Source organism: Roseivivax halotolerans, assembly GCF_900115815.1.
Taxonomy (GTDB): Bacteria; Pseudomonadota; Alphaproteobacteria; order Rhodobacterales; family Rhodobacteraceae; genus Roseivivax; species Roseivivax halotolerans.
In genome coordinates, this window is the sequence record NZ_FOXV01000005.1 from 195,219 (window position 1) to 219,016 (window position 23,798).

The following is a 23,798-nucleotide window of genomic DNA, read 5'->3' on the forward strand; positions in this document are numbered from 1 at the left end:
GCGCCCCGACGTGAGGATCACTCCTCGATGCGGTACCAGTCGGCCGCGTTCCAGAGCTCGCTGTCCCAGGTGTTGAGGACAACGCCGCCCAGCGTGTTGGAGCGCGCCGAGACCCGGCCGCGATCCACCAGGGGAACGATAGTCATCGTTTCCTTGGTGATGATTTCGTTGAGGCGCTTGGCGATCTCGCCGCGCTTCTCGAGCTCGCCGGTCTGGGCCAGCTCATCGAGGAGCGCATCGTATTCCTCGTTGCAGAAGCGGTTGATGTTCTCGCCCTGCCATTGCGAGGACGGCTTCGGCTCGTTGCCGCAGCGATACATGGCGAGGTAGGATTGCGGATCCGTGCCGTCGAAGTTGTTCGCGTACATTTCCACGTCCGCGTAGAACTTCTGGAACGTGTCCGGGCTGCCCGGATCGCCGCCGAAGAAGACCGAGGCATCGATGTTGCGCAGCTCGGTCTCGACGCCGATCTCGGTCCACCATTGCTTGATCAGCGCCTGGAAGTCCTGGCGCACGGCGTTGGTCGAGGTCTGGTAGACGAGGCTGAGATCCATGCCGTCCTTCTCGCGGATGCCGTCGCCGTTCCCGTCGGTCCAGCCGGCTTCCTCCAGCAGAGCCTTGGCGCCCTCGATATCCTGCGTCAGGCATTCGGTGTTGTCGGAGGCGTAAAGCTCGGGCGCGGGCACGAGATTGCAGGTGGCGCGGCCGGCCTGGCCATATCCGACCTCGACCAGAAGTTCGCGGTCGATCGCCATGGACAGCGCGCGGCGGACCCGCTCATCAGACAGGATCGGGTGCGGATGCGCGACCGTGGAGCGCTCGCCTTCGGGCAGGTCGGGCGAGGGATCGGTGAGGTTCATCTCGATCCGCTCGACCAGCGTGCCGAAGGCGGCGATGGGTTCGCCCTGGCCGGCGGCGGCCATCTGCTCGAGCACGTCGGGCGCCAGCTGCAGGTTCCAGGCGTAGTCGTATTCGCCGGTCTCGAGCACCGCGCGTGCGGCGGCCACGGCGTCACCGCCGCCCTTGAAGTTCACCGATGCGAAGGCGGGCTTCTCCGGATCGCGGTAATTCTCGTTGGCCTCGAGCGAGATCACGTCGTTCGGGCGGAAATCCGTGACGACAAAGGGGCCGGTGCCGATCGGGTTGAAGTTCTCTTCGGTGCAGGAGGAGGCGTTCGCACCGAGGCAGTTCTCGAACTGCGCTTTCTGGATGATGGGGGATTGCCCGCCCATGAAGGGGCCATAGGGGTTGGGCTTGGGGCTCTCGAATGTGACCTGCACCGTGCGCTCGTCGAGGGCCTCGACCGAGGAGACGCCGTCGAACTTGGCACGCTGGGCGCAGCCGCCCTCGGGGGCCATGCAGTACTCGGCGGTGAACACGACGTCCTCGGCGGTCACGGGGCTGCCATCGGACCACAGAAGGCCCTCTTTCAGCGTCCAGGTGATCTGGGTCAGGTCCTCCGAGACGCCACCATTCTCGACGGTGGGGATGTCTTCGGCGAGGTAGGGCACGAGCGCGCCGGTCTCGTCATACCGGCCGAGCGGTTCGATCACGAGGCTCGCGGCCTCGATGTCCTTGGTGCCGCCCGACAGGTAGGGGTTCATGATCGAGGGGGCCTGCCAGTAGATGATATTCACCTGGCCGTCCGAGCCGCGCTCGGCGAACGCCGCCGGCGCGAAGGCGGTCGTTGCCACCGCTCCGAGGAGCATGGTCTTGAGTTTCATGGATATCTCTCCCGTGTTGGACCCGACCTTTTTGGCCGGGTTTTCTTGTCTGCCTCTTGTCGGGCCGGAAGCGCCGAGGGTGGGCAATGGCTTTATCGAAAGCAGAGTTTCGGAAGATTGCAAGCTTTGAGACGCCGCACCGATGGCAAGGTTTGACAGTTTGACGACACTGCCTCTAGCGTCAGCGGACCAGATCGCCAGACGGAGCCGGAGCCATGCTCGACACCCCCATCGCACGGATCGAGAACCTGCGCGTCCAGTTCGAGACGAAGTCCGGCACGGTGGTCGGGGTCAAGGACGTGTCCTTCTCCATCGCACCGGGCGAGACGGTCTGCGTCGTCGGCGAGTCGGGCTCCGGCAAGTCGGTCTCCTCGCTCTCGCTGATGCGGCTGATCGAGTTCTCGGGCGGCGACATCGCGGGTGGCAAGCTCGTCTTCGACCGCAAGGAAGGCGGCGAGATCGACCTTGCCACGACGCATCAGGACCTGATGCGGACGATCCGGGGCAACGAGATCGGCATGATCTTCCAGGAGCCGATGACGGCCCTGAACCCCGTCTTCACGGTCGGACGCCAGCTCACCGAGGGCCTCCGCGTCCATCGCGGCATGTCGCGGAGCGCGGCGGAGGCGCGGGCGCTCGAGCTGTTACGCGAGGTCCGCATTCCCGAACCCGAACGCCGGCTCAAGCAATATCCGCACGAGCTGTCGGGGGGGATGCGCCAGCGTGTCGTGATCGCGATGGCGCTCGCCTGCAAGCCGCGCCTTCTGATCGCGGACGAGCCGACCACCGCGCTCGACGTGACGATCCAGGCGGAGATCCTGGCGCTGATCGACCGGCTGAAACGCGAGACCGGCACCGCGGTGATGTTCATCACCCATGACATGGCCGTGGTCGCGCAGATGGCCGACCGCGTCATCGTGATGTTCCGCGGGGAGAAAGTGGAGGAGGGGCCGGTCGCGGAGATCTTCGCGCATCCCCAGCACCCTTACACGCAAGCGCTGCTCGCCGCAGTGCCGCGCCTTGGGGAGATGTCGGGTACCGACGCGCCCGCGCCGATGAAGCTCGTGGGCCGCGAGGATCAGACCCTCGATCCGATCCCCGGCACGGAGGAGCCGCTCTTGCGCGTCGAGAACCTGACGACCCGGTTCGCGGTGCAGGGGGGCTTCTTCCGGCGCACGGTCGCGAACGTGCACGCGGTGGAGGATCTGTCCTTCACCATCAACAAGGGCCAGACGCTGAGCCTCGTGGGCGAGTCGGGCTGCGGCAAGTCGACCGCCGGGCGCTCCATCCTGCGGCTGGTGGAGCCGCTTTCGGGCAAGATCGATCTCGGCGGCACGGACATCATGGCGCTGAACGACCGCGATCTGCGTAAAGCGCGGCGCGACATGCAGATGATCTTCCAGGATCCCTTCGCCTCGCTCAATCCGCAGATGCAGCTTGCCGACCAGGTGGCCGAGCCCCTCCACAATTTCGGCGGGATGGGTCTCGACAAGGCCGGGATCGCCCGGAAGGTGGAGGATCTTTTCGACCGGGTGGAGCTGCCGCGCAGCTTCATGCGCCGCTATCCGCACGAGCTGTCGGGCGGGCAGCGCCAGCGCATCGCCATCGCGCGGGCGCTCTCGCTCAATCCCAAGCTCATCGTCGCGGACGAGGCGGTCTCCGCGCTCGACGTCTCGGTGCAGGCGCAGGTGGTGAACCTGATGATGGAGCTGCAGGCGGAGCTCGGCCTCTCCTACCTCTTCATCAGCCACGACATGGCGGTGGTGGAGCGCGTCTCGCACCATGTGGGCGTGATGTATCTCGGCCGGATCGTGGAGATCGGCCCCCGCCGCGCGGTCTTCGAGAACCCCCAGCACGCCTATACGCAGGCGCTGATGAAGGCGGTGCCCATCGCCGACCCCGAGAGGCGCAAGTCCGAGCGGGATCTGAACTTCAAGCCGATCCCGTCACCGATACATCCGGTGGGGTATGAGCCTGTGGCGAACGAGTACCGGGAGGTCGGACCGGGGCACCGGGTGCTGGTGAGTGAGAGTGGGTATTGAGGGGACGAAACATTTCTTGCTTCACAGTAAGTATGGCTTGAGTTATCAAGAATTAGCTCGGCCCTCTACTTGGGGCTGTAGAATCCACGGCTGCTTATTGAAATGTCTATACATAATCGCGCGGCCGGTCGGTGTGATTCAGCCGGATGCGTGTGGATAAGGTAAAGAGCGAGGGTCGAGCTGATACCGTGAAGTCCGAAGCTGAGGTTCTATTTAGTCTTCAGACTGCCCATTCTGTAAAAGACGTTGCTTACGCGCTTGGACTTGATCCAGAGAAGTTCTTTTACGTTGTGCAGCGAGCTGATGATGGGCATTATTATGATACTTTCAAGATTCCTAAAAAGAGTGGTGGCGAGAGGGATATCGCTAAGCCGAAAAAAGGTCTAGCGCTAGCACAGGCTAGACTCGTGCCAATTCTAAGTTTTGTGTATTCTCCTGGTGAATGTGTAAAGGGTTTCGTCAAAGGCTCATCCTTTCTTGACAATGCACATTATCACCATGCCCAGAGGTGGGTTTTAAATATTGATCTTTTGGATTTCTTTCCGTCGGTTACGTTCGCGCGTGTCCGCGGTCTTTTTATGTCATCACTTTTCTCATTTAACCCTCGAGTTGCAACTATACTAGCGCGGATTTGCACGTTTCAGGGTGGTCTCCCTCAGGGAGCGACTACTTCTCCTATTTTGGCAAACTTGATAGCAAAGTCTCTTGATAAGCGGCTGACAGGCTTAGCGCGAACTCACCGTTTGAAGTATAGTAGGTATTCTGACGACATCACACTATCTTGCAGTAAGGCGTATGTGCCGAAGTCTATTGTCTCTGAAATAATTGAAATTGATAGTGCTTGGGAAGTGCAGCTTGGGTCGGAGCTAAAGGATATTATAAGGCATTCAGGTTTTCGAGTGAATGATAAAAAGACTAGACTTATGCGCCGAAACAATCGCCAAGAGGTGACCGGTCTTGTTGTAAACGAAAAGGCGAATATAAGAAGGGCGGATATTCAAAGACTGCGAATGAAGATATACTCTACAAGAAAGTATGGTCAGGCTGAGGCATCGCTGCTATGGCTAGGAGACTCTAGCAAAAGTATAAGCATGCACCTTGTTGGATGGTTAGCATACATTAGACAAGTGCGCGGTCAATCAGATCCAGTGCTTGCAAAGCTATGCCAGCAAGTGGTTGCGGCAGGTATCTCAGATATTGAATGGATAGTAAGGTTGGCGGATATGACGAAAGAGTTCGATGTATTTTTGTCTCACGCATCAGATGATAAGAGTAAGGTTAGGCCATTATATGAATCTTTGAATAGTGCTGGCGTCAAAGTATTCTTTGATGAAAGTTCTATTAAATGGGGTGACTCAATCGTTGAGCGTGTCAATCATGGCCTGCTTAAGTCAAGGTTTTTTGTTCCAGTCTTGAGTTCAACTTTTTCGAGAAAGGGTTGGACAAATAAAGAGTCAAATTCCGCGATTGCAATGAATATCTCCCGAAAGGGGCGAATTCTTCCTATTAAATTCTCAGAATTTGATCTGGATGGTAGATACCCTACGCTAAATGACACTCTTTACAAAACTTGGCCTGAAGATTCGGGCAAAGAGGATGATTTTATCAGGGAAGTTACTGATGATTTGATCGCGCTAGTTGAGCAAGACAAGCAACTCGGTTAAATTTATGTGTTTGGTGTCGGAGGCGGAGTTTTTGCCGCTCCCTTCCCCCCACCTCCCACCTCCGCTACACCCCCTCCCCATGACCCACGTCACAGCGATCTGCATCAAGTGGGGGACGCTCTTCGGTCCCGAATATGTCAACCGGCTCTATTCGGGGGTCCGGCGGCATCTCACGTCGCCCGTGCGCTTCCTCTGCATGACCGAACACAGGGATGGCCTGCACCCCGAGATCGAGACGCTCGATCTGCCCGAAGAGCCGTTCCGGCCCGAGATGGACGCCGCGCTCGCGGTCGCGAACCGGCAGGGGGCGATGCGGAAGGTCTCGCTTTTCCGCGAGGGGCTGATCCCCGATCTCGAAGGGCCGGTCCTCGGCTTCGATCTCGACGTGGTCATCACCGGGAACCTCGATCCGTTCTTCGAGCTTGCGCCCGAGAAGGTCGCGATGCGCCATGACTGGACCGAGAAGCGTAAAGGGCGCCCGACCGGGCACGGCTCCGTCTTCCGGTTCGATCCGGCGCGGCACGGCTTTCTCTATGACGATCTCGCCGCGAACCCTTATGCCGAGGTCGAGAAGGCGCGCGGCTCCGAGCAGCGCTACACGTCCCACAAGGCGATGGACAAGGATGCCTTCGCCTACCTGCCGCAAGAGTGGGTCGTGTCCTTCAAATACGATTGCAACCCGTTCCCGAGGAACTGGGTGCGCGGGCCCGAGCTGCCCCCCGATGCCCGCGTCGTCTGCTTTCACGGCCATCCCAAGATGGACGAGGCGGTGGAGGGCTATTCCGGCTCGCTCATCCGCCGCTCGGCCCCGTGCGAGTGGCTGCGCGATCACTGGATCACACGCGCGGCGGCGGATCTCGGCCCGGACTGGGCCTGACCGCCCCTTGCTCCTGAAATAGCTGCGCGGTAAAGCCGAACCCGGGCAAAGAATTATCGAGAAGGGCATCTCATGCGTCGTGTCGTCGTCACCGGACTGGGCCTTGTCACTCCGCTCGCCTCGGGCGTCGAGGAAACCTGGTCGCGGCTTCTGGCCGGCAAGTCGGGCGCGGGCACGATCACCAAGTTCGATGCCAGCCACCTTGCCACCACCTATGCCTGCGAAGTGCCCTATGGCGACGGCTCGGACGGCACCTTCGACCCCGACGCCTATCTCGACAAGAAAGAGCAGCGGAAGGTCGACGATTTCATACTCTACGGCATGGCCGCCGCCAAGCAGGCCGTCGAGGATGCCGGCTGGACCCCCGAGGACGAAGAGGATCGCCTCCGCACCGGCGTGATGATCGGCTCCGGCATCGGCGGGCTCAATTCCATCGCCGAGACCGCGTATCTCATCCGCGACAAGGGCCCGCGCCGGGTCTCGCCCTTCTTCATTCCGGGCGCGCTCATCAACCTCATCTCTGGCAACGTGTCGATCAAGTACGGCTTCAAGGGTCCGAACCACGCGCCCGTGACCGCCTGTTCGACCGGCGCGCATGCCATCGGAGACGCCTCGCGGCTCATCATGTTCGGCGATGCGGACGTGATGATCGCCGGCGGGGCCGAGGCCGCGATCTCCGAGATCGGGATCGCCGGGTTCAACGCCTGCAAGGCCCTGTCGACGAAGCGCGGTGACGATCCGCAGGCGGCGAGCCGCCCCTATGATGCCGACCGCGACGGGTTCGTGATGGGCGAGGGCGCGGGCGTCGTCGTTCTGGAGGAATACGAACACGCGGTTGCGCGCGGCGCGCATATCTACGCCGAGGTGAAGGGCTATGGCCTCTCGGGCGACGCCTACCACATCACCGCGCCCTCCGAGGACGGCGAGGGCGGCGAGCGCTCCATGCGCGCGGCGCTGAAGAATGCGGGCCTCGAGCCGGCCGATATCGACTACATCAACGCCCACGGCACCTCGACGATGGCCGACGTGATCGAGCTTGGCGCGGTCGAGCGGATGCTCGGCGATGCGGCGGGCAAGGCCACGATGTCCTCGACCAAATCCGCGACGGGGCATCTTCTGGGCGCGGCGGGCGCGATCGAGGCGATCTTCTCCATCCTCGCGATCCGCGACCAGATCGCGCCACCGACGATCAACCTCGACACGCCGGCGGTCGAGACGAAGCTCAATCTCGCGCCGAACGCCAAGCATGACCGCGAGATCACCCACGCGCTGTCGAACTCCTTCGGCTTCGGCGGCACCAATGCGAGCGTGATCTTCGGCAAGATGAGCTGAATTTCGCGCGAGCCGGGGCAGGCGGGGCTTCCCGTTGCGCCCTGGCTCGGCGATACTGACTTCAGGCGGCCCCCGCGGGCTGCGAGCGACAAACAAGAGCAGGCACCGGACCCATGTGGCGCAATATCGCCTCCAACGCGCTGACCTTCCTGGTCGTCGCCGTCTTTCTGGCAGGCGGCGTCCTGATCTGGGCGCAATCGGAATACGAGAACGCCGGTCCGCTGCCTGAGCCGATCTGCCTCGAAGTGCCGCGCGGCTCGAACATGTCCCGCGTCTCCGAGGATCTGGTCAGCCAGGGCGCGGTGAGCTCGGGCACGCTGTTCCGGCTCGGCGCAGATTATTCCGAGAAGACGCAGGATCTCAAAGCGGGCAGTTTCCTTGTCCCCGAAGGCGCGTCCATGCGCGAGATCACCGACATCATCACGCGCGGCGGGGCGTCGACCTGCGGCACCGAGGTCGTGTACCGGATCGGTGTGAACTCCGCCGAGGTCGAAGTCCGCTCGCTCGACCCGGCGACGGGCCGTTTCGTGGAGCTGGCGGAATTCGACCCCGCCGCGGACGAGCCCGCGCCCGAAGCCTTCACCGAAGTGCGCGGCCGCGCCGATACCCGCTACCGGATCGCGCTCGCCGAGGGCGTGACCAGCTGGCAGGTGGTCGAGGAGCTGAGATCGGTCGACGTGCTTGACGGTGAGGTCGAGGTGCCGCCTGAAGGCTCCCTCGCGCCCGACAGCTACGAGGTTGCCGAAGGCGACACCCGCGCGAGCCTCATCGAGCGGATGCGCCGGGCACAGGACATCATCCTGCAGGAGGAGTGGGCCAATCGCGCGGACGATCTGCCGATCGAAAGCCCCGAGGAAGCGCTCATCCTCGCCTCCATCGTCGAGAAGGAAACCGGCGTCGCCGAAGAGCGTCCGCAGGTCGCCTCGGTCTTCGTGAACCGGCTTCGCGACGGGATGCGGCTGCAAACGGACCCCACGGTGATCTATGGCATCACCAACGGGCAAGGCGTATTGGGCCGGGGTATTCGCCAGTCCGAACTGCGCGCCGAGACGCCCTACAACACGTATGTCATCGACGGGCTTCCGCCGACACCGATCGCCAATCCCGGCCGCGCGTCGCTCCGGGCGGCGCTCAATCCGGCGGAGACGGATTACGTCTTTTTCGTCGCCGATGGCACGGGCGGTCACGCCTTCGCCGAAACGCTGGCAGAGCATAACGAAAACGTCGCGCGCTGGCGCGAGATCGAGGCGGAGCAGGCCCAGCAGAACTGAGCCCAAGCCGCCTCGCGAACCCCGCTGTTGAAATCCTGTATTCCTGCCTTAGGTCTCCGGGGCAGGTAATTAAGCTTATTTTTCGCATGGCGCGGGACGTGCGAACTTGGATCGAGGGAATGCATGACCGGACTTTCGCAGGAAAGCCCCGAGTCCATCGTGGGCACGGCGGTGAAGTTTTCACCGCTGTCGATAGTGCTTACCGATCCAAGGATCGAAGATGAGCCCATCACTTATGTGAATGACGCGTTCGTCCGCACGACGCAGTATTCCCGACAATCGGCCGTGGGCCGCAATTGCCGCTTCCTGCAGGGCGAGGATACCGACCCAGACGACGTAAGACGTTTGCGGGAAGGTCTGAAATCGGGCGAGCAGTTCGAGGTGACCCTCCTTAACTACAAGGCAGACGGCACGCCGTTCATGAACCAGCTTCTGATCTCGCCCGTGCACGACGAGAGCGGCGCGATGATCGCGCGGTTCGGACTTCAGCGCGAGGTCGACCGCGACTTGGCCCGCGCCGCCTCCGAGAACACGGTCCGGCATCGCGACAGCGCGGTGTCGATGCTGCGCGAATTGCAGCACCGGGTGAAGAACCACCTGGCGATGGTGGTCAGCATGATCCGCATGCAGGCACGCCGCGAGGTGACGACGGACAGCTTCCAAGCGCTGTCGCGCCGGATCGAGGCACTGGCGCTCCTTTACGACGAGCTTTTCAAGCTCAACGTCAACGTGGAGCGGGACAGCCGCATCCAGGTCGACGGGTATCTCAAGCGGATCAGCGAGGTTCTGTCTGGCATCGACGGGCGCGGGACCGTCAAGGTTCGCGTGACCAGCGATCCCATCGTGATGTCCGTCGATCAGGCGGCGCGGGTCGGGTTGTTGCTGTCTGAATTGGTGACGAACGCGATGGAGCACGCCTTCGAGGCGCGCGATTCCGGCTCCATCCATGTCTCGCTGGAAGATCTCGGAGAGGATCGCCTGCGGCTTGAAGTGACCGACGATGGCATCGGCCTGCCCGAGGGTAGCAACTGGCCTCACGGCGCGGATTCGCTCGCCAAGCAGCGGCGCAAGGCGGAAGGGGATAACGGCAAGCTCGATACGACCGGGGCAAATCACCAGCCGGGCGTCGGCGGCAGTATCGTCGTCTCGCTGGCACGCTCGCTCGATGCCGAGCTTGCCATCAACAGCACGGGCGAGGGCACGCGGGTGTCGCTCGATTTCACCCGCGAGACCTGAGCGGCGCAGCGATCAGAGCTGCGCCATCACCTCGTCGGAGGCTTCGAAATTGGTCGTGACTCGCTGAACGTCGTCGTCATCCTCGAGCGCATCGACCAGCTTCATCAGCGATTGCATGCCCTCGAGGTCCAGCTCGGTCGTGTTGACCGGCTTCCAGACCAGGCGCGTCGTCTCGGATTCGCCAAGAGCTTCCTCAAGAGCGGTCGCGACCTCGTTGAGATCGGTATCGGCGCACCAGACGATGTGCCCCTCCTCCGAGCTTTCGACGTCCTCCGCGCCGGCCATGATCGCCGCTTCCAGCACCTCTTCGGCGGAGCCGACGGAGGCCGCGTAGACGACTTCCCCCTTGCGCTCGAACATGAAGCCGACAGAGCCCGTCTCGCCCATGTTGCCGCCGTTCTTCGAGAAGGTGGAGCGCACGTTGGAGGCTGTGCGGTTGCGGTTGTCGGTCATCGCCTCGACGATCACCGCGACGCCGTTCGGGCCGTATCCCTCGTACCGGATCTCCTCATAGGCATCGCCATCGCCGCCCGTCGCCTTCTTGATCGCGCGCTCGATATTGTCCTTGGGCATGGACTGGCCCTTGGCCTCTTTCACGGCCATACGCAGGCGCGGGTTCTTTTCGGGATCGGGATCGCCCATTTTCGCGGCGACGGTGATCTCCTTGGAGAGCTTGGAGAACAGCTTCGAGCGGGCCGCGTCCTGGCGTCCCTTGCGATGCTGGATATTCGCCCACTTTGAATGGCCGGCCATGTCTGCCTCTTCACGTCCTGTCTGAAAATCGTGTGTCATATACGGGAGGTTCGGGGCAGGGGGCAAGGGGCCGGACACGCTTGCCCTTGCGCAGGACGCGTGCCAACAGACGCGCCATGCAAGCCTACCTTGCCGGCTTCGGGCTCGGCTTCTCGCTTATCCTTGCCATCGGCGCGCAGAACGCCTTCGTTTTGCGCCAGGGTCTCATGCGTCAGCACGTCCTGCCCGTGGTGCTGACCTGCGCGATTTCGGATGCGCTGCTGGTGAGCCTCGGAGTGGCGGGGTTCGGCGCGCTTACGGCGCGTCTGCCCTGGCTCGAGACGGTGATGCGCTGGGGCGGCGCGGCCTTCCTGACGTGGTATGGGCTGAGGGCCCTGCGTTCGGCCGTCGCGGGCGGTGCGGCGCTCGAGGCGGGCGCATCGGCGCCGAGCCTCAAGGCCTCGCTCCTGACCTGTCTCGCGCTGACCTGGCTCAATCCTCACGTCTATCTCGACACGGTCGTGCTTTTGGGCGCGCTCTCGGCGCAATATGGTGCGCCGGTCCTCTTCGGGGCGGGGGCGGTCACGGCCTCCTTCGCGTTCTTTTTCGCGCTGGGATACGGCGCTCGGGCGCTTGCGCCGATCTTTGCGCGGCCGCGCGCCTGGCGCGTCCTCGATGCTTTGGTCGGATGCACCATGCTTGCAATCGCGGCTTCGCTTTTATTGTAGTCCCGAGCCGCCTTGCAATCCGGTGCGCCGGGGCGCTTGATGCAGCGCATGGACGAAAGACCCCAATCCCCGCTTCGCGGTATCCTGTGGATGGTCGTCACCGGGTTCTGTTTCGTGATGGTAACGGCGCTGGTGAAGATGCTGGGCGGGCGTATTCCTGCCACGGAAAGCGCCTTTCTGCGCTATCTTCTCGGCCTCGTGTTCCTGCTGCCGCTCTGGCGCTCGCTCTCCGCCACCCGGCTCACGCGCAGACAGTGGGGGCTCTTCACGCTACGCGGGGCGTGTCACACGATTGGCGTCGGGTGCTGGTTCTTCGCGATGACCCGTATCCCGATCGCCGAGGTCACGGCGATGAATTACCTGAACCCGATCGGGGTCAGCATCCTTGCCGTGATCTTCCTTGGGGAACGCATGGCGATGCGCCGCATCCTCGCGATCTGCGCGGCGCTGGCCGGTGCGGTCATCATCCTGCGTCCGGGCTTCCGGGAGCTCGATCCGGGTCATTTCGCGATGCTGGTCACGGCGGGGACGTTCTCGTGCAGCTACCTCGTGGCGAAGATCCTCTCCGACGAGACCGACGCGACGGTCGTCGTGGCGCTTCTGTCGGTGATGGTCACGATCGGACTTGCGCCCTTCGCCATGCTCAACTGGGTCTGGCCCAATCTTTACGAGCTTGGCGTTCTCGCCTGTGTCGCGCTTTTCGCGACGGCTGGGCATTACACGATGACGCTGGCCTTCGCCTCGGCGCCGGTGACGGTGACCCAGCCTGTCACGTTCCTGCAGCTAGTCTGGTCGGTGATCGTGGGGGCCGCCTTCTTCGCCGAGCCACCCGATCCGTTCGTGATCGCGGGCGGTGCGATCATCATCGCGGCGGTCAGTTTCATCACCTGGCGCGAGGCGCAGCTGAAGAAGCAGGGCGTAACGCCGCCGATCCACGCAACAAAGCAATAGGAAAACCTTAACTGTTTCGCTTCCAGAAATGATCACGCCGATGTCCCGGTCTTGCCGCAATCGCGCGCAAATTTCGGTCCCATCGGGCGAGCAAGACCCGGCCCTTGTGATCTACGGAGAGTGACACCCATGTTTGCTGAAAACAGACTGACAGAGAATTTTGACGAAATCCGCCACTTTGCGCTGAAGGAACGGTCCAAGGTCGTCTCCGATGCCGAATGGCGCTTCCGCATGCGCGGCTATGGCTACAACCTGCGGCCAACCGAAGCGGGATACGAGGTAGCGCGGCTGCCCCATATGAGCGTTATCGGCCATATCGACGCCTGATACGCACCATGACAAATCAGATCTAGAGCCCGGCCGCTGCGCGCGTCCGGGCTTTTTCATGCCTGGCCTCCAGTGGCTTTCGGATGATTGATTGACGAGTCAATCAGATCGCCTTACCTTCTCGGGTGCAATGCTCACCCTCGAGAGGTTTCATGTCGCGCCCGAACATCCTTGTCCTGATGGTCGACCAACTGAACGGAACCCTGTTTCCCAATGGCCCCGCCGATTGGCTGCACACGCCGAACCTGCGAAAGCTGGCCGAGCGGTCGACGCGGTTCCGCAACGCCTACACGGCCTCGCCGCTCTGCGCGCCGGGGCGGGCGTCCTTCATGTCGGGCCAGTTGCCCTCCGATACCGGCGTCTATGACAATGCGGCGGAGTTCACGTCTTCAATTCCGACCTACGCGCACCACTTGCGCCGCGCGGGCTATCAGACCTGCCTCTCGGGTAAGATGCATTTCGTCGGCCCCGACCAGCTCCACGGGTTCGAAGAGCGCCTGACGACCGACATCTACCCGGCCGATTTCGGCTGGACGCCCGATTACCGCAAGCCCGGCGAACGGATCGACTGGTGGTATCACAATCTCGGCTCGGTCACGGGCGCGGGTGTCGCCGAGATCTCCAACCAGATGGAATACGACGATGCGGTCGCCTTCGAGGCGGAACAGAAGCTCTACGACCTGGCGCGCGGGCACGATCCACGCCCCTGGATGCTGACCGCGAGTTTCACGCATCCGCACGACCCTTACGTTGCGCGGCGCAAATACTGGGATCTCTACGAGGATTGCGCGCATCTGCAGCCCGAAGTTCCGGCGCTTGCCTACGAGGACCACGATCCGCATTCGCAACGCATCTTCGATGCCAACGACTGGCGCAATTTCGAGATCACGGACGAGGATATCCGACGCTCGCGCCGCGCCTATTTCGCGAATATCTCCTATCTCGACGAGAAGATCGGCGGCATCCTCGACGTGCTGGAGCGCACGCGGCAGGAGGCGATCATCGTTTTCGTCTCCGATCACGGCGACATGCTCGGCGAGCGTGGCTTGTGGTTCAAGATGAGCTTCTACGAAGGCTCGGCCCGTGTGCCGCTCTTGGTTTCGGCCCCCGACATGCAGCCGGGCCTTGTCGAAAGCCCGGTATCAACCATCGATCTCTGCCCCACGCTTTGCGATCTTGCAGGTGTGTCGATGCAGGAGGTGATGCCCTGGACCACCGGCGAAAGCCTGAAGCCCTTGGGGCAGGGGGCGAGCCGCAAGAGCCCTGTCGTGATGGAATACGCCGCCGAAGCGTCCTATTCGCCGCTGATCGCGCTGCGCCAAGGGCGCTGGAAATACACCAATTGCGCGCTCGACCCCGAACAGCTCTTCGATCTCGAGGCTGACCCGCATGAGCGCGTGAACCTCGCAGAGGACCCGGCCCATGAGGTCACTCTCGAGACCTTCCGCCGCGAGGCTGCGATGCGCTGGGATCTGGAAGAGTTCGACGCCGATGTCCGACAGAGCCAGGCCAAGCGCTGGGTCGTCTACGAGGCGCTCAAGCAGGGCGGCTATTACCCGTGGGATTACCAGCCGCTTCGCGATGCCTCCGACCGCTACATGCGCAACCACATGGACCTTAACGAGGTCGAGGAAAATCAACGCTTTCCAAGGGGTGAATGAGTCATGGACGATCTGATCTACGACACCCAGCCGCAAGCCAGCCATTTCGTCGACGGCGCCTATCTCGAAGATACGGACGGCATTCCGATCGACGTGATCTATCCCGCCACGGGCGAGGTCATTGGCCGCGTGCACGCGGCAACGGATGAAGTGATCGACAAGGCGATCGAAAGCGGTCGTCGCGCGCAAGCCGAATGGGCGGCGATGAGCCCGCGCGAGCGCGGCCGCGTTTTGACCCGTGCCGCCCAGATCATGCGCGAGCGCAATCGCCCGCTGTCGATCCTGGAGACGCAGGATACCGGCAAACCCTTGCAGGAAACGCTGGTCGCCGACGCCACGTCCGGTGCCGATGCGCTGGAATATTTCGGCGGCATCGCGGCGGGCCTGACCGGAGAGCATATCCCGCTCGGCGCCGATTGGGCTTACACGATCCGCGAGCCGCTTGGCCTGTGTGTTGGCATCGGCGCGTGGAACTACCCCACGCAGATCGCATGTTGGAAAGCCGCACCCGCGCTCGCCTGCGGCAACGCGATGATCTTCAAGCCGTCCGAGACGACGCCGCTCTCCGCGCTCAAGGTGGCCGAGATCCTGCATGAGGCAGGTCTGCCCTCGGGGCTGTTCAACGTGGTTCAGGGCGCGGGCGAGGTTGGCGGCCGGCTGACCACAGACCCCCGTGTCGACAAGGTCTCGCTCACGGGGTCGGTGCCGACGGGCCGAAAGGTCTATGCGGCCGCGGCGGATGGCCTCAAGCACGTCACGATGGAACTTGGCGGCAAGTCCCCGATCCTGATCTTCGACGACGCCGATCTCGAGGACGCGGTCGGTGGCGCCATCATGGGGAATTTCTACTCGTCCGGCCAGATCTGCTCCAACGGGACGCGGGTCTTCGTGCAAAAGGGGCTGAAGGACCGCTTCGTCGCCCGCATGGAAGAGCGCCTGAAGGGTGCGGTGATCGGCGATCCGCTTAACGAGGCGACGAATTTCGGCCCGCTCGTCAGCGCGCGCCAGATGGAGATCGTGGAGGGCTACCTCAAGGCAGGCGTGGCCGAAGGGGCGCGGCTCGTCACTGGCGGAGAGCGCCTCGACCGCGACGGCTTCTGGATCACGCCCGCGCTCTTCGACGGTGTGACCGACGAGATGAGCATCGCGCGCGAGGAGATCTTCGGGCCCGTGCTGTCGGTTCTCGAGTTCGAGACCGAGGAAGAGGGCATCGCGCGGGCGAACGCCACCGAATACGGTCTCTCCGCGGGTGTCTTCACGCGGGATATTTCCCGCGCGCACCGGGTGATCGGGAAGCTGGAAGCAGGCACCTGCTTCATCAACTCCTACAATGACGCGCCGGTCGAAATGCCGTTCGGGGGCGTGAAGATGTCGGGTGTGGGCCGCGAGAACGCGAAAGCCGCGCTCGAACATTATTCGCAACTGAAATCCGTCTACGTGCGGATGGGACGCGTGGAAGCGCCGTTCTAGGCGCGTCTCCTCCGCTCTGTCGAGCGTCCTCGACACAGCCCGAACGGGCACAACCAACCAGGGACCAGATCCATGATCGCCGATTACGTCATCGTAGGAGCCGGCAGCGCCGGATGCGCCATGGCCTATCGCCTCGCGGAGGCGGGCCGGTCGGTCATCGTCATCGAACATGGCGGCTGGGATGGCGGCCCGTTCATCCAGATGCCGGGCGCGCTGTCCTACCCGATGAACATGCCGCTCTATGATTGGGGCTACCAGACCGAGCCTGAGCCCCATCTCGGCGGTCGCCGGCTCGCCTGTCCGCGCGGCAAGGTGATCGGCGGCTCCTCCTCGATCAACGGCATGGTCTATGTGCGCGGCCATGCGCGCGACTTCGACCATTGGCGCGATCAGGGCGCGGATGGCTGGGGCTATGCGGATGTTCTGCCGTATTACAAGCGGATGGAGACGTCGCATGGCGGTCAGCCCGGCTGGCGCGGCACGGACGGCCCTTTGCATGTGAGCCGTGGTCCTCGGGACAACCCGCTCGTCCAAGCCTTTACGGAGGCGGGCGTGCAGGCCGGCTACGAAGCGACCGCCGATTACAACGGCGAGAAGCAGGAAGGGTTCGGGCCGATGGAGGCCACGATCCACAAGGGCACCCGCTGGTCCGCTGCCAATGCCTATCTTCGGCCTGCCCAGAAGATGGGGGTGGAGATCGTGCGCGGTCTCGCGCGCCGTGTCGTCATCGAGGATGGCCGGGCCACCGGCGTCAACTTCGCTCGCGGCGATACGCGGGAGACCATTCGCGCGCGGCGCGAGGTGATCCTCGCGGCCTCGTCGCTCAACTCGCCGAAGCTCCTGATGCTCTCGGGGATCGGCCCCGCGGCGCATCTTGCCGAGCACGGCATCGAGCCCGTGGCCGACCGTCCCGGCGTCGGACAGAACCTTCAGGATCATCTCGAGCTCTACATCCAGATGGCCTCCAAACAGCCGGTCAGCCTTTTCCGGTACTGGAACCTCTTCGGGAAGGCCTATGTCGGGCTGCGCTGGCTTTTGAACCGCAGCGGGCCGGGCGCGTCGAACCAGTTCGAAAGCGCAGCCTTTATCCGCTCCGAGGCAGGTGTCGATTACCCGGACATCCAGTATCACTTCCTGCCGCTCGCGGTACGCTACGACGGCAAGGCAGCCGCCGAGGGCCATGGGTTCCAGGCGCATGTCGGGCCGATGCGGTCTCCGTCTCGGGGGGAGGTGACACTGACCTCGCGCGACCCCGAGTCCGCGCCCAGCATCCGCTTCAACTACATGTCGGACGAGAAGGACTGGGACGATTTCCGGCGAGCGATCCGGCTCACCCGCGAGATCTTCGCGCAGGAGGCATTCGCGCCTTACGCCGATTTCGAGATCCAGCCCGGCGCCGAGGTGCAGAGCGACGACGAGCTGGACGATTTCATCCGCGCCCATGTCGAAAGCGCGTACCACCCGTGCGGCACCTGCCGGATGGGTCGGCGGGACGATCCCGGAGCCGTGGTCGATCCCGAAGGCCGGGTGATCGGCGTCGATGGGCTTCGCGTCGCCGACAGTTCGATCTTCCCGCGCATCACGAACGGCAACCTCAACGCGCCCTCGATCATGGTCGGGGAGAAGATCGCGGATCATGTGCTCGGTCGCCATCTTCCGCCGGAGAATGCGGAGCCCTGGATTCATCCGAACTGGCAGGAGGCGCAGCGGTAGTGCAATTGATCCCTGTCAAAGACCTAGGCACCCGCACGTGGTGTCATCGGCGTAACCAATGAAGGAGGCCCCGATGACCCACGTTCCCCACAAGCTGCCCGAGGATTTTCCCGAACATCGCGCGCGGATCGCGACCCTGCGGCAGACCGACCTTTATTTCGCGCGGCTTGCCGATCGCTACGATGCGCTCAACGCCGAAGTGCACCTGGCGGAGACCAACGTGGTGCCGATCGACGATCTTGCAGCGCTGGAGATCCGGCGCGAGCGCGCGGCCTTGAAGGACGAAGTCTACAGGATTCTCAGCCGCGAGCCTGCGGAATAAGGGCTTCGATCTCGCGCGTGATCGCGGGCGACATCGGGCGGGCGGTCGACCCCCAGGTGGCGGTGACGCGGCCGTCGGGGTCAATGAGAACCTTGTTGAAGTTCCAGGCCGGCTCGAAGCCCGCAGTTTCGCGGAGCCATGCATAGAACGGATGCGCCTCGCCGCCGCGTACGGCGGTGATGGTCGTCATGGGCATGTCGATCCCGAAATTCAGCTCGCAGAAGTCCTTGACCGCCTCGTCCGAGCCAAGCTCCTGCTTGAAGTCGTTGGACGGGACCGCAAGCACGACGAGACCGTCGGTCCGGTAGCGGTCATAGAGCTCTTGCAGCGCATCATATTGCCCGGTGAAGGCGCAGCGCGAGGCCGTGTTCACCACGAGCACAGGCTGGCCTGCCCAATCCCGCATGTCGATCTCGCCGCCATCTATGGAGGGGAAGCGGAAATCGAGAGCCGCGGCTTGGCTGGCCGTCAGGATCAGCGCGAAAACTGCAAGTAAATGTCGCATGGGTCACCTTCGGAAACTGGGACGCGAGATAGTCCGCGCCGCGACTTTTCCAACCGCGACCATAGGCACGGCGGCGCAAGCGCATTAGTTTCATAACGAGGAGGTGCATCATGGCCGGTGGATGGACACGCGACGGCGCGGTGAGCGAACAGATCGAAGCGTCGATCTCGGACGAGCTGGCGCGCATGAAGGCGCGGCGCATGCCATCGGGCGAAAGCCTGACCCATTGCGCTGAATGTGAAGAGCCGATCCCCGAGAAGCGCCGCGTGGCCTTACCGGGCGTCAAACTCTGTATCGACTGCCAGCAGGAGCGGGACGGGGCTGCCCCGTCGCGCGGCGGGATCAACCGGCGCGGCTCAAAGGACAGCCAGCTCAAATAATCGCTCAGTCTGCCCCGATCTCGTCGAGATAGGCGCGCACGCAGGTCTGGACGTGCCGGAAGCGGTCACCGCCCAGATGCTTGCCGCCGAACCAGCGCGTGACGACGACGAGGTGCTCGGAAACCCCATCCCGTTCGAGCATGCGCAGGATGACGTTGCCAGCGCCTGCCTCGCCGTCGTCGTTCTTGACGGGCGCATCGGGAAGCAGCACGGCCCAGCTATTATGCGTGGCCTTGGCGAATTTCTTGTGGCGCTTGAGGTCTTTCACCAGCGCCTTTGCCTCGTCCTCGGAAGCGCAGGGCGCGCCGGCGACCGCGTATTTCGACCCGCGGTCGCTGAGCACGTTTTCGAGCACGAGCAGGGCTCAGTCCTCCATCGCCTCGAGCTCGTCGATCAGGCCCGAGATCATTGACAGACCCTTGTCCCAGAACGCCGGGTCGGTCGCGTCGAGGCCGAACGGCGCGAGCAGATCGGTGTGATGCTTCGAGCCGCCCGCCTTCAGCATGTCGAAATACTTCTCCTGGAAGCCGTCGGGCGCTTCTTCGTAATTCGCGTAGAGCGCGTTCACGAGACCGTCTCCGAAAGCATAGGCGTAGACGTAGAACGGCGAGTGCACGAAATGCGGGATATAGGCCCAGAAGGTCTCGTAGCCGTCCATGAAATCGAAGGCGGGCCCGAGGCTCTCGGCCTGGACCGACATCCAGAGCGCGTTGATATCGTCCGGTGTCAGTTCGCCGCTGCGTCTCGCCTCGTGCAGCTTGCACTCGAAATCGTAGAACGCGATCTGGCGCACGACCGTGTTGATCATGTCCTCGACCTTGCCGGCGAGCAGAACCTTGCGCTCGGCATCGTCCTTGGCGTTTCGCAGCATCCGGCGGAAGGTCAGCATCTCGCCGAAGACCGACGCGGTCTCGGCCAAGGTGAGCGGGGTGGAGGACAGCATCTCGCCTTGGCCCGCCGCGAGAACCTGGTGAACCCCGTGGCCAAGCTCATGGGCGAGCGTCATCACGTCGCGCGGCTTACCGAGGTAGTTGAGCAGAACGTACGGATGCACGTTCGTGACCGTCGGGTGCGCGAAGGCGCCGGGCGCTTTGCCCGGCGTCACGGCTGCGTCGATCCAACCTTTGCTAAAGAACGGCTCGGCGATCTCGGCCATTTTCGGATCGAACTCCGAATAGGCGTTCATCACCGTCTCGCGTGCCTCGTCCCAATCGACTGTGCGGGTCGTTTCCATGGGCAGGGGCGCGTTGCGGTCCCAGACCTGCATCCGCTCAAGCCCGAGCCACTTGCGCTTGAGCTCGTAATAGCGGTGCGAGAGCTTGGGATAGGCGGCGACAACGGCGTCGCGCAAGGCCTCGACGACCTCGGGCTCGACGTCATTGGCAAGGTGTCGTCCGGTCTGCGGGGTCGGCATGCCGCGCCAGCGGTCCATGACCTCTTTTTCCTTGGTCTGCGTGTTGTGCACGCGCGCGAAGGTTCGGATGTTGCCCGCGAAGACCCGCGCAAGCTCTCGCGCGGCGGCTTCACGCTTTGCGCGGTCCTGTTCGGTCAGGCAGTTGAGCGTGCCCTCGATGCCCATGACTTCGCCATCGACCTCGAATTCGAGGCCCGAGATCGTCTCGTCGAAGAGCCGCTCCCAGGCATCGCCGACGACGCCCATGTCGTGCAGGAACTTCTCCATCTCGTCGGAGAGCTGGTAGGGTTTCATCGCGCGGATGCGGTCGAAGGCAGGCTTGTATCGGGCGAGATCGGCATCGGCGTCAAAGAGATCAGCATAAGCTGCGTCCTCGAGGCGATTGATCTCAAGAGAGAAAAAGACGAGCGGCGTCGTGTAGACCGTGATCTTCTCCTGCGCGTCCGAGAGGAACTTCGCGCGATCCGGATCGGTCGTGTTCTGGTAGTAGCGCAAGCCGGCGAAGGACATGATGCGTCCTGCGATATTCTCGATCTTCTCGTGGCGTTCGACCATCTCGAGAAAACCGCGCGCATCGAGCCCAGCGATCTTACCCTCGTAATCCGAAGCGAAGCTTTTGCAGGACGCCTCCAGCCAATCGAGATCGCGCTTGAGCTCGGGCGCGTCCGGGGCAGCGTAGAGGTCCGTCAGATCCCATTCGGGCAGGTTGCCCAGATTGCCGCCACCGGCGGAGGCATTGGCGTCGAGGACGGGACGGACATTCATGGGCTGGCTCCTTTTGGCTTTGTCAGGAACGTGGCGTGGTGCCGCGCGAGGTTCAAGGGGCGATTCCCTCAACCGTAGGCGGCCAGCATCGCCTTCAAATCGTCCAGCGTGTTTGCCTCCGCCACGCGCTTGTCATGCCGCCAGCGGCTCATCCGGGGGAAGCGCAGCGCGACACCGGATTTGTGGCGCGGGCTTTCGTGGATCCCCTCGAAGGCGATCTCGAAGACATGCTCGGGCGTGACCTGACGCACCGGGCCGTAGCGTTCCAGCGTGTTTTTCCGCACCCAGGCGGTGATCTTGCGGAACTCGGCGTCGGTCAGACCGGAATAGGCCTTGGTGAAGGGTACCAACGCCTCGCCGTCGCGCACGGCAAAGGTGAAGTCGGTAAAGAGGTTCGCGCGCCGCCCGTGGCCCTGCTGGGCATAGATCATCACAGCGTCGATGGTGAGCGGGTCGAGCTTCCACTTCCACCAGTCCCCCTTCTTGCGCCCCGACAGATAGGGGCTGTCCAGGCGTTTGAGCATGACCCCCTCGGCGCGGAAATCGCGGGCCTTGGCGCGTTCCTTCGCGAGCGCCTCCCAAGTGTCGAAAGCGATGAGCCGGGACGCCCGGATCGGGGCTTCGGGCGGCAGATCTGCGATCAGCGCATCGAGCGCCGCGCGCCGCTCGGCCATCGGATGCGCTCGGATGTCTGTGCCATCATGTTCCAGAAGATCATAAGCCAGTAGGATCACGGGCGCTTCGCGCAAAAGCTTTTTCGGCACGGTCTTGCGCCCGATCCGCGCCTGCAACGTGTTGAACGGCAGGGGCATTTCATTCTCGAAGTCCCAGGCGACGATCTCGGCGTCCAGCGCCGTGCCGTCGGGCAGGAAGTCGCGGGCGGGCGCAAGCTCGGGAAAACGGTCGGTCATCAGCTCCTCGCCGCGCGACCAGACGTGATGCTCGGCCCCGCGCACCAGAAGCTGGCCGCGAATGCCATCCCATTTCCATTCCGCCTGCCAATCCTCGGGCGGGCCGATGTCTACCGGCCCGTCATCGAGCTGATACGCGAGATAAAATGGGTAGGGGCGGGAAGCGTCGGCGGCAGGATCTTCCGCCTCAATGAGCGCGTGGTAGGACGTCGCATCGGGGGTCCACTTGCCCATGAGCTTGTGCGCGAGCACCGCCTCGTCCTGACCCGTCGCCTGGGCGAGCGCGCGTGTCATGAGCTTCTGGCTGACGCCGATGCGGAAGCCGCCCGTGATGAGCTTGTTGAACAGAAAGCGCTCCGTCTCGTCGAGCTGTCTCCAGGCGGCGACGATCCGGTCGTGACGCGCATCGATATCGACCTGGCCGAGCGCCTTCAGCTCGCCGATCCAGTGCGAGAGCGGCTTGTCGCTGACCTCGGGCGCGGGCGGCAGGACCAGCGCCAGCGTCTCCGCCAGATCGCCGACGATTGGATAGCTTTCCTCCAGAAGCCAAAGCGGGATGCCGGCTTCCTCGGCTGCCCATTCGCGAAGCTGGGTCGTGTTGACGGCCCGTTTCGGACGGCGGCCCGAAAAGAGCGCGATGGTCCAGAGCTTGTCCTCGTCCGAGGCCTCCGCGAAGAACCGCGCAAGCGCCTTCGTCTTGCGCGTGGTCTTGGTGGTCTGATCGACTTCCGTGAAAAGCGCGGCAAAATCCTTCATGCCGGCTCTTCCTCCGTGACCTCGTCGGCATCCTCGCTGCCGAACTCGGTCTTCAAGACATGCGCGTCATAGCCTTCAGACTTCAGCCAGCGCGCGAAGATATCGGTGTAACCATGCGTAACGAATAATTTTTCCGCGCCCGTCTCCTTGATCGCGGCAAGCAAGCCGTCCCAATCCGCGTGGTCCGAGACAACGAAACCCCGGTCCATCGCGCGCCGCCGGCGCACGCCCCGGAGCGCCATCCAGCCGCTCGCGAAAGCTTGGCTCGACGGACCGAAGCGGCGCATCCATGGCGTGCCGAGCGCCGAGGGCGGCGCAATGACGAGCGGACCGGTCATGTTCTTCGGATTGGCGTCTGCGGAAACCTGCGTCGTTGCTGGCAGCGGCAGGCCCTGTTCGCGCAGGATCGCATTTGTCGCCTCGACCGCGCCATGCGTAAGGATCGGGCCGATCTCGGGATCGACCAGCGACAGGACGCGCTGCGCCTTGCCGAGCGAATAGGAGCCGAGAACCGAGGTGATGCCTTCGGCGGCATTCGACGCCCACCAGGCGTTGATCTCCGCGGCAACCTCCGCTTCGGGCCGCCATTTGAAGACGGGCAGGCCGAAGGTGCATTCGGAGATGAAGGCGTGGCATCGGATGGGCTCGAATGGCTCGGAGAGCTTGTCAGGCTCGGTCTTGTAGTCACCCGAGACGACCCAGACCTCGCCGCCGACCTCGATGCGGATCTGGGCCGAACCCGGTATATGCCCTGCGGGATGGAAGGAGACTGACGCGCCGCCGATCTGCCGGACCTCTCCGAAGCGGATCGTGTCGAGCGCGATGTCGCCGAGGCGATAGCGCATGACCGGCGCGGCGGTCTCTGTCGCGAGATAGGATTTATGCCCCCATCGCGCATGGTCCGCATGGCCGTGGGTGATGAGCGCCTTGTCCACCGGTCGCCAGGGATCGATGAAGAAATCGCCTGCGGGGCAGTAGATGCCGCGTTCTGTGAATGTGAGGACCGGATCCGCCATG

General features: G+C 63.3%; 21 protein-coding genes. 14 read left to right on the plus strand and 7 right to left on the minus strand.

What is annotated here, in order from left to right; translation table 11 throughout:
* Window positions 1-17 precede the first annotated feature (17 nt).
* On the minus strand, window positions 18-1,724 hold the full coding sequence (locus BM171_RS09230; protein ID WP_093010897.1) for a peptide ABC transporter substrate-binding protein: 1,707 nt from the start codon (window positions 1,722-1,724) through the stop codon (window positions 18-20).
* A 215-nt stretch (window positions 1,725-1,939) separates the two neighbouring features.
* On the opposite strand from BM171_RS09230, the gene BM171_RS09235 reads away from it, so the two are divergent.
* The 6 genes from BM171_RS09235 to BM171_RS09260 all read left to right on the plus strand — a co-directional run bounded on the left by BM171_RS09235 (window position 1,940) and on the right by BM171_RS09260 (window position 10,146).
* Window positions 1,940-3,766: an ABC transporter ATP-binding protein gene (locus BM171_RS09235; RefSeq protein WP_093010900.1), complete on the plus strand. Its 1,827-nt coding sequence runs from the start codon at window positions 1,940-1,942 to the stop codon at window positions 3,764-3,766.
* A gap of 188 nt (window positions 3,767-3,954) precedes the next feature.
* Window positions 3,955-5,430 carry a TIR domain-containing anti-phage reverse transcriptase gene (locus BM171_RS09240; RefSeq protein ID WP_175497521.1) on the plus strand — a complete coding sequence of 492 codons (1,476 nt, stop codon included), beginning with the start codon at window positions 3,955-3,957 and terminating at the stop codon, window positions 5,428-5,430.
* Window positions 5,431-5,509: 79 nt separating this feature from the next.
* Window positions 5,510-6,307 carry a glycosyl transferase gene (locus BM171_RS09245; protein WP_093010906.1) on the plus strand — a complete coding sequence of 266 codons (798 nt, stop codon included), beginning with the start codon at window positions 5,510-5,512 and terminating at the stop codon, window positions 6,305-6,307.
* 72 nt (window positions 6,308-6,379) lie between these two features.
* The gene (fabF, locus tag BM171_RS09250; RefSeq protein ID WP_093010909.1) at window positions 6,380-7,639 is read left to right on the plus strand and encodes a beta-ketoacyl-ACP synthase II; all 1,260 of its coding nucleotides are present in this window, start codon (window positions 6,380-6,382) and stop codon (window positions 7,637-7,639) included.
* Window positions 7,640-7,752: 113 nt separating this feature from the next.
* Entirely contained in the window at window positions 7,753-8,910 is a 1,158-nt protein-coding gene (mltG, locus tag BM171_RS09255) for an endolytic transglycosylase MltG (protein WP_093010912.1), read from the plus strand.
* A gap of 123 nt (window positions 8,911-9,033) precedes the next feature.
* Window positions 9,034-10,146: a PAS domain-containing protein gene (locus BM171_RS09260; protein WP_093010915.1), complete on the plus strand. Its 1,113-nt coding sequence runs from the start codon at window positions 9,034-9,036 to the stop codon at window positions 10,144-10,146.
* Window positions 10,147-10,158: 12 nt separating this feature from the next.
* Here the strand turns inward: BM171_RS09260 and BM171_RS09265 are convergent, their stop codons facing one another.
* Window positions 10,159-10,899, minus strand: a complete 741-nt coding sequence (locus BM171_RS09265) for a YebC/PmpR family DNA-binding transcriptional regulator (RefSeq protein WP_093010918.1) — start codon at window positions 10,897-10,899, stop codon at window positions 10,159-10,161.
* Between the two features lie 116 nt (window positions 10,900-11,015).
* Between BM171_RS09265 and BM171_RS09270 the strand changes: the two genes are divergently transcribed.
* From BM171_RS09270 to BM171_RS09300, 7 genes are all read left to right on the plus strand, one after another.
* Window positions 11,016-11,606: a LysE/ArgO family amino acid transporter gene (locus BM171_RS09270; protein ID WP_093010921.1), complete on the plus strand. Its 591-nt coding sequence runs from the start codon at window positions 11,016-11,018 to the stop codon at window positions 11,604-11,606.
* A 48-nt stretch (window positions 11,607-11,654) separates the two neighbouring features.
* The gene (locus BM171_RS09275; RefSeq protein ID WP_245760219.1) at window positions 11,655-12,557 is read left to right on the plus strand and encodes a DMT family transporter; all 903 of its coding nucleotides are present in this window, start codon (window positions 11,655-11,657) and stop codon (window positions 12,555-12,557) included.
* Between the two features lie 129 nt (window positions 12,558-12,686).
* Complete coding sequence (locus tag BM171_RS09280) at window positions 12,687-12,884, plus strand: hypothetical protein (protein WP_093010927.1); 198 nt, start codon at window positions 12,687-12,689, stop codon at window positions 12,882-12,884.
* 152 nt (window positions 12,885-13,036) lie between these two features.
* Entirely contained in the window at window positions 13,037-14,545 is a 1,509-nt protein-coding gene (gene betC, locus BM171_RS09285) for a choline-sulfatase (RefSeq protein WP_093010930.1), read from the plus strand.
* A 3-nt stretch (window positions 14,546-14,548) separates the two neighbouring features.
* Window positions 14,549-16,015, plus strand: coding sequence for a betaine-aldehyde dehydrogenase (gene betB, locus BM171_RS09290; RefSeq protein ID WP_425438942.1), 1,467 nt, complete (start codon window positions 14,549-14,551; stop codon window positions 16,013-16,015).
* Window positions 16,016-16,087: 72 nt separating this feature from the next.
* Entirely contained in the window at window positions 16,088-17,728 is a 1,641-nt protein-coding gene (betA, locus tag BM171_RS09295) for a choline dehydrogenase (protein ID WP_093010933.1), read from the plus strand.
* Window positions 17,729-17,801: 73 nt separating this feature from the next.
* A complete protein-coding gene (locus BM171_RS09300) occupies window positions 17,802-18,050 on the plus strand; it encodes an HP1242/YdcH family protein (RefSeq protein ID WP_093010936.1) in 249 nt (82 codons plus the stop codon).
* On the opposite strand, the gene BM171_RS09305 is transcribed toward BM171_RS09300, so the two are convergent.
* Window positions 18,028-18,555 (minus strand): glutathione peroxidase, encoded by a 528-nt coding sequence (locus BM171_RS09305; RefSeq protein ID WP_093010939.1) that lies wholly within the window; start codon window positions 18,553-18,555, stop codon window positions 18,028-18,030. The two genes, BM171_RS09300 and BM171_RS09305, sit on opposite strands and share 23 nt — an antisense overlap.
* A gap of 110 nt (window positions 18,556-18,665) precedes the next feature.
* Between BM171_RS09305 and BM171_RS09310 the strand changes: the two genes are divergently transcribed.
* Window positions 18,666-18,935 carry a DksA/TraR family C4-type zinc finger protein gene (locus BM171_RS09310; protein ID WP_093010942.1) on the plus strand — a complete coding sequence of 90 codons (270 nt, stop codon included), beginning with the start codon at window positions 18,666-18,668 and terminating at the stop codon, window positions 18,933-18,935.
* A gap of 4 nt (window positions 18,936-18,939) precedes the next feature.
* Here the strand turns inward: BM171_RS09310 and BM171_RS09315 are convergent, their stop codons facing one another.
* The 4 genes from BM171_RS09315 to BM171_RS09330 all read right to left on the minus strand — a co-directional run bounded on the left by BM171_RS09315 (window position 18,940) and on the right by BM171_RS09330 (window position 23,797).
* Window positions 18,940-19,296 carry a YigZ family protein gene (locus tag BM171_RS09315; protein WP_093010945.1) on the minus strand — a complete coding sequence of 119 codons (357 nt, stop codon included), beginning with the start codon at window positions 19,294-19,296 and terminating at the stop codon, window positions 18,940-18,942.
* 3 nt (window positions 19,297-19,299) lie between these two features.
* Window positions 19,300-21,114, minus strand: a complete 1,815-nt coding sequence (locus tag BM171_RS09320; RefSeq protein ID WP_093010949.1) for a M3 family oligoendopeptidase — start codon at window positions 21,112-21,114, stop codon at window positions 19,300-19,302.
* 68 nt (window positions 21,115-21,182) lie between these two features.
* A complete protein-coding gene (locus tag BM171_RS09325) occupies window positions 21,183-22,781 on the minus strand; it encodes an ATP-dependent DNA ligase (protein ID WP_093010952.1) in 1,599 nt (532 codons plus the stop codon).
* Window positions 22,778-23,797, minus strand: coding sequence for a ligase-associated DNA damage response exonuclease (locus BM171_RS09330; protein ID WP_093010956.1), 1,020 nt, complete (start codon window positions 23,795-23,797; stop codon window positions 22,778-22,780). Before BM171_RS09330 ends, BM171_RS09325 begins: the two co-directional genes overlap by 4 nt.
* Window position 23,798 lies beyond the last annotated feature (1 nt).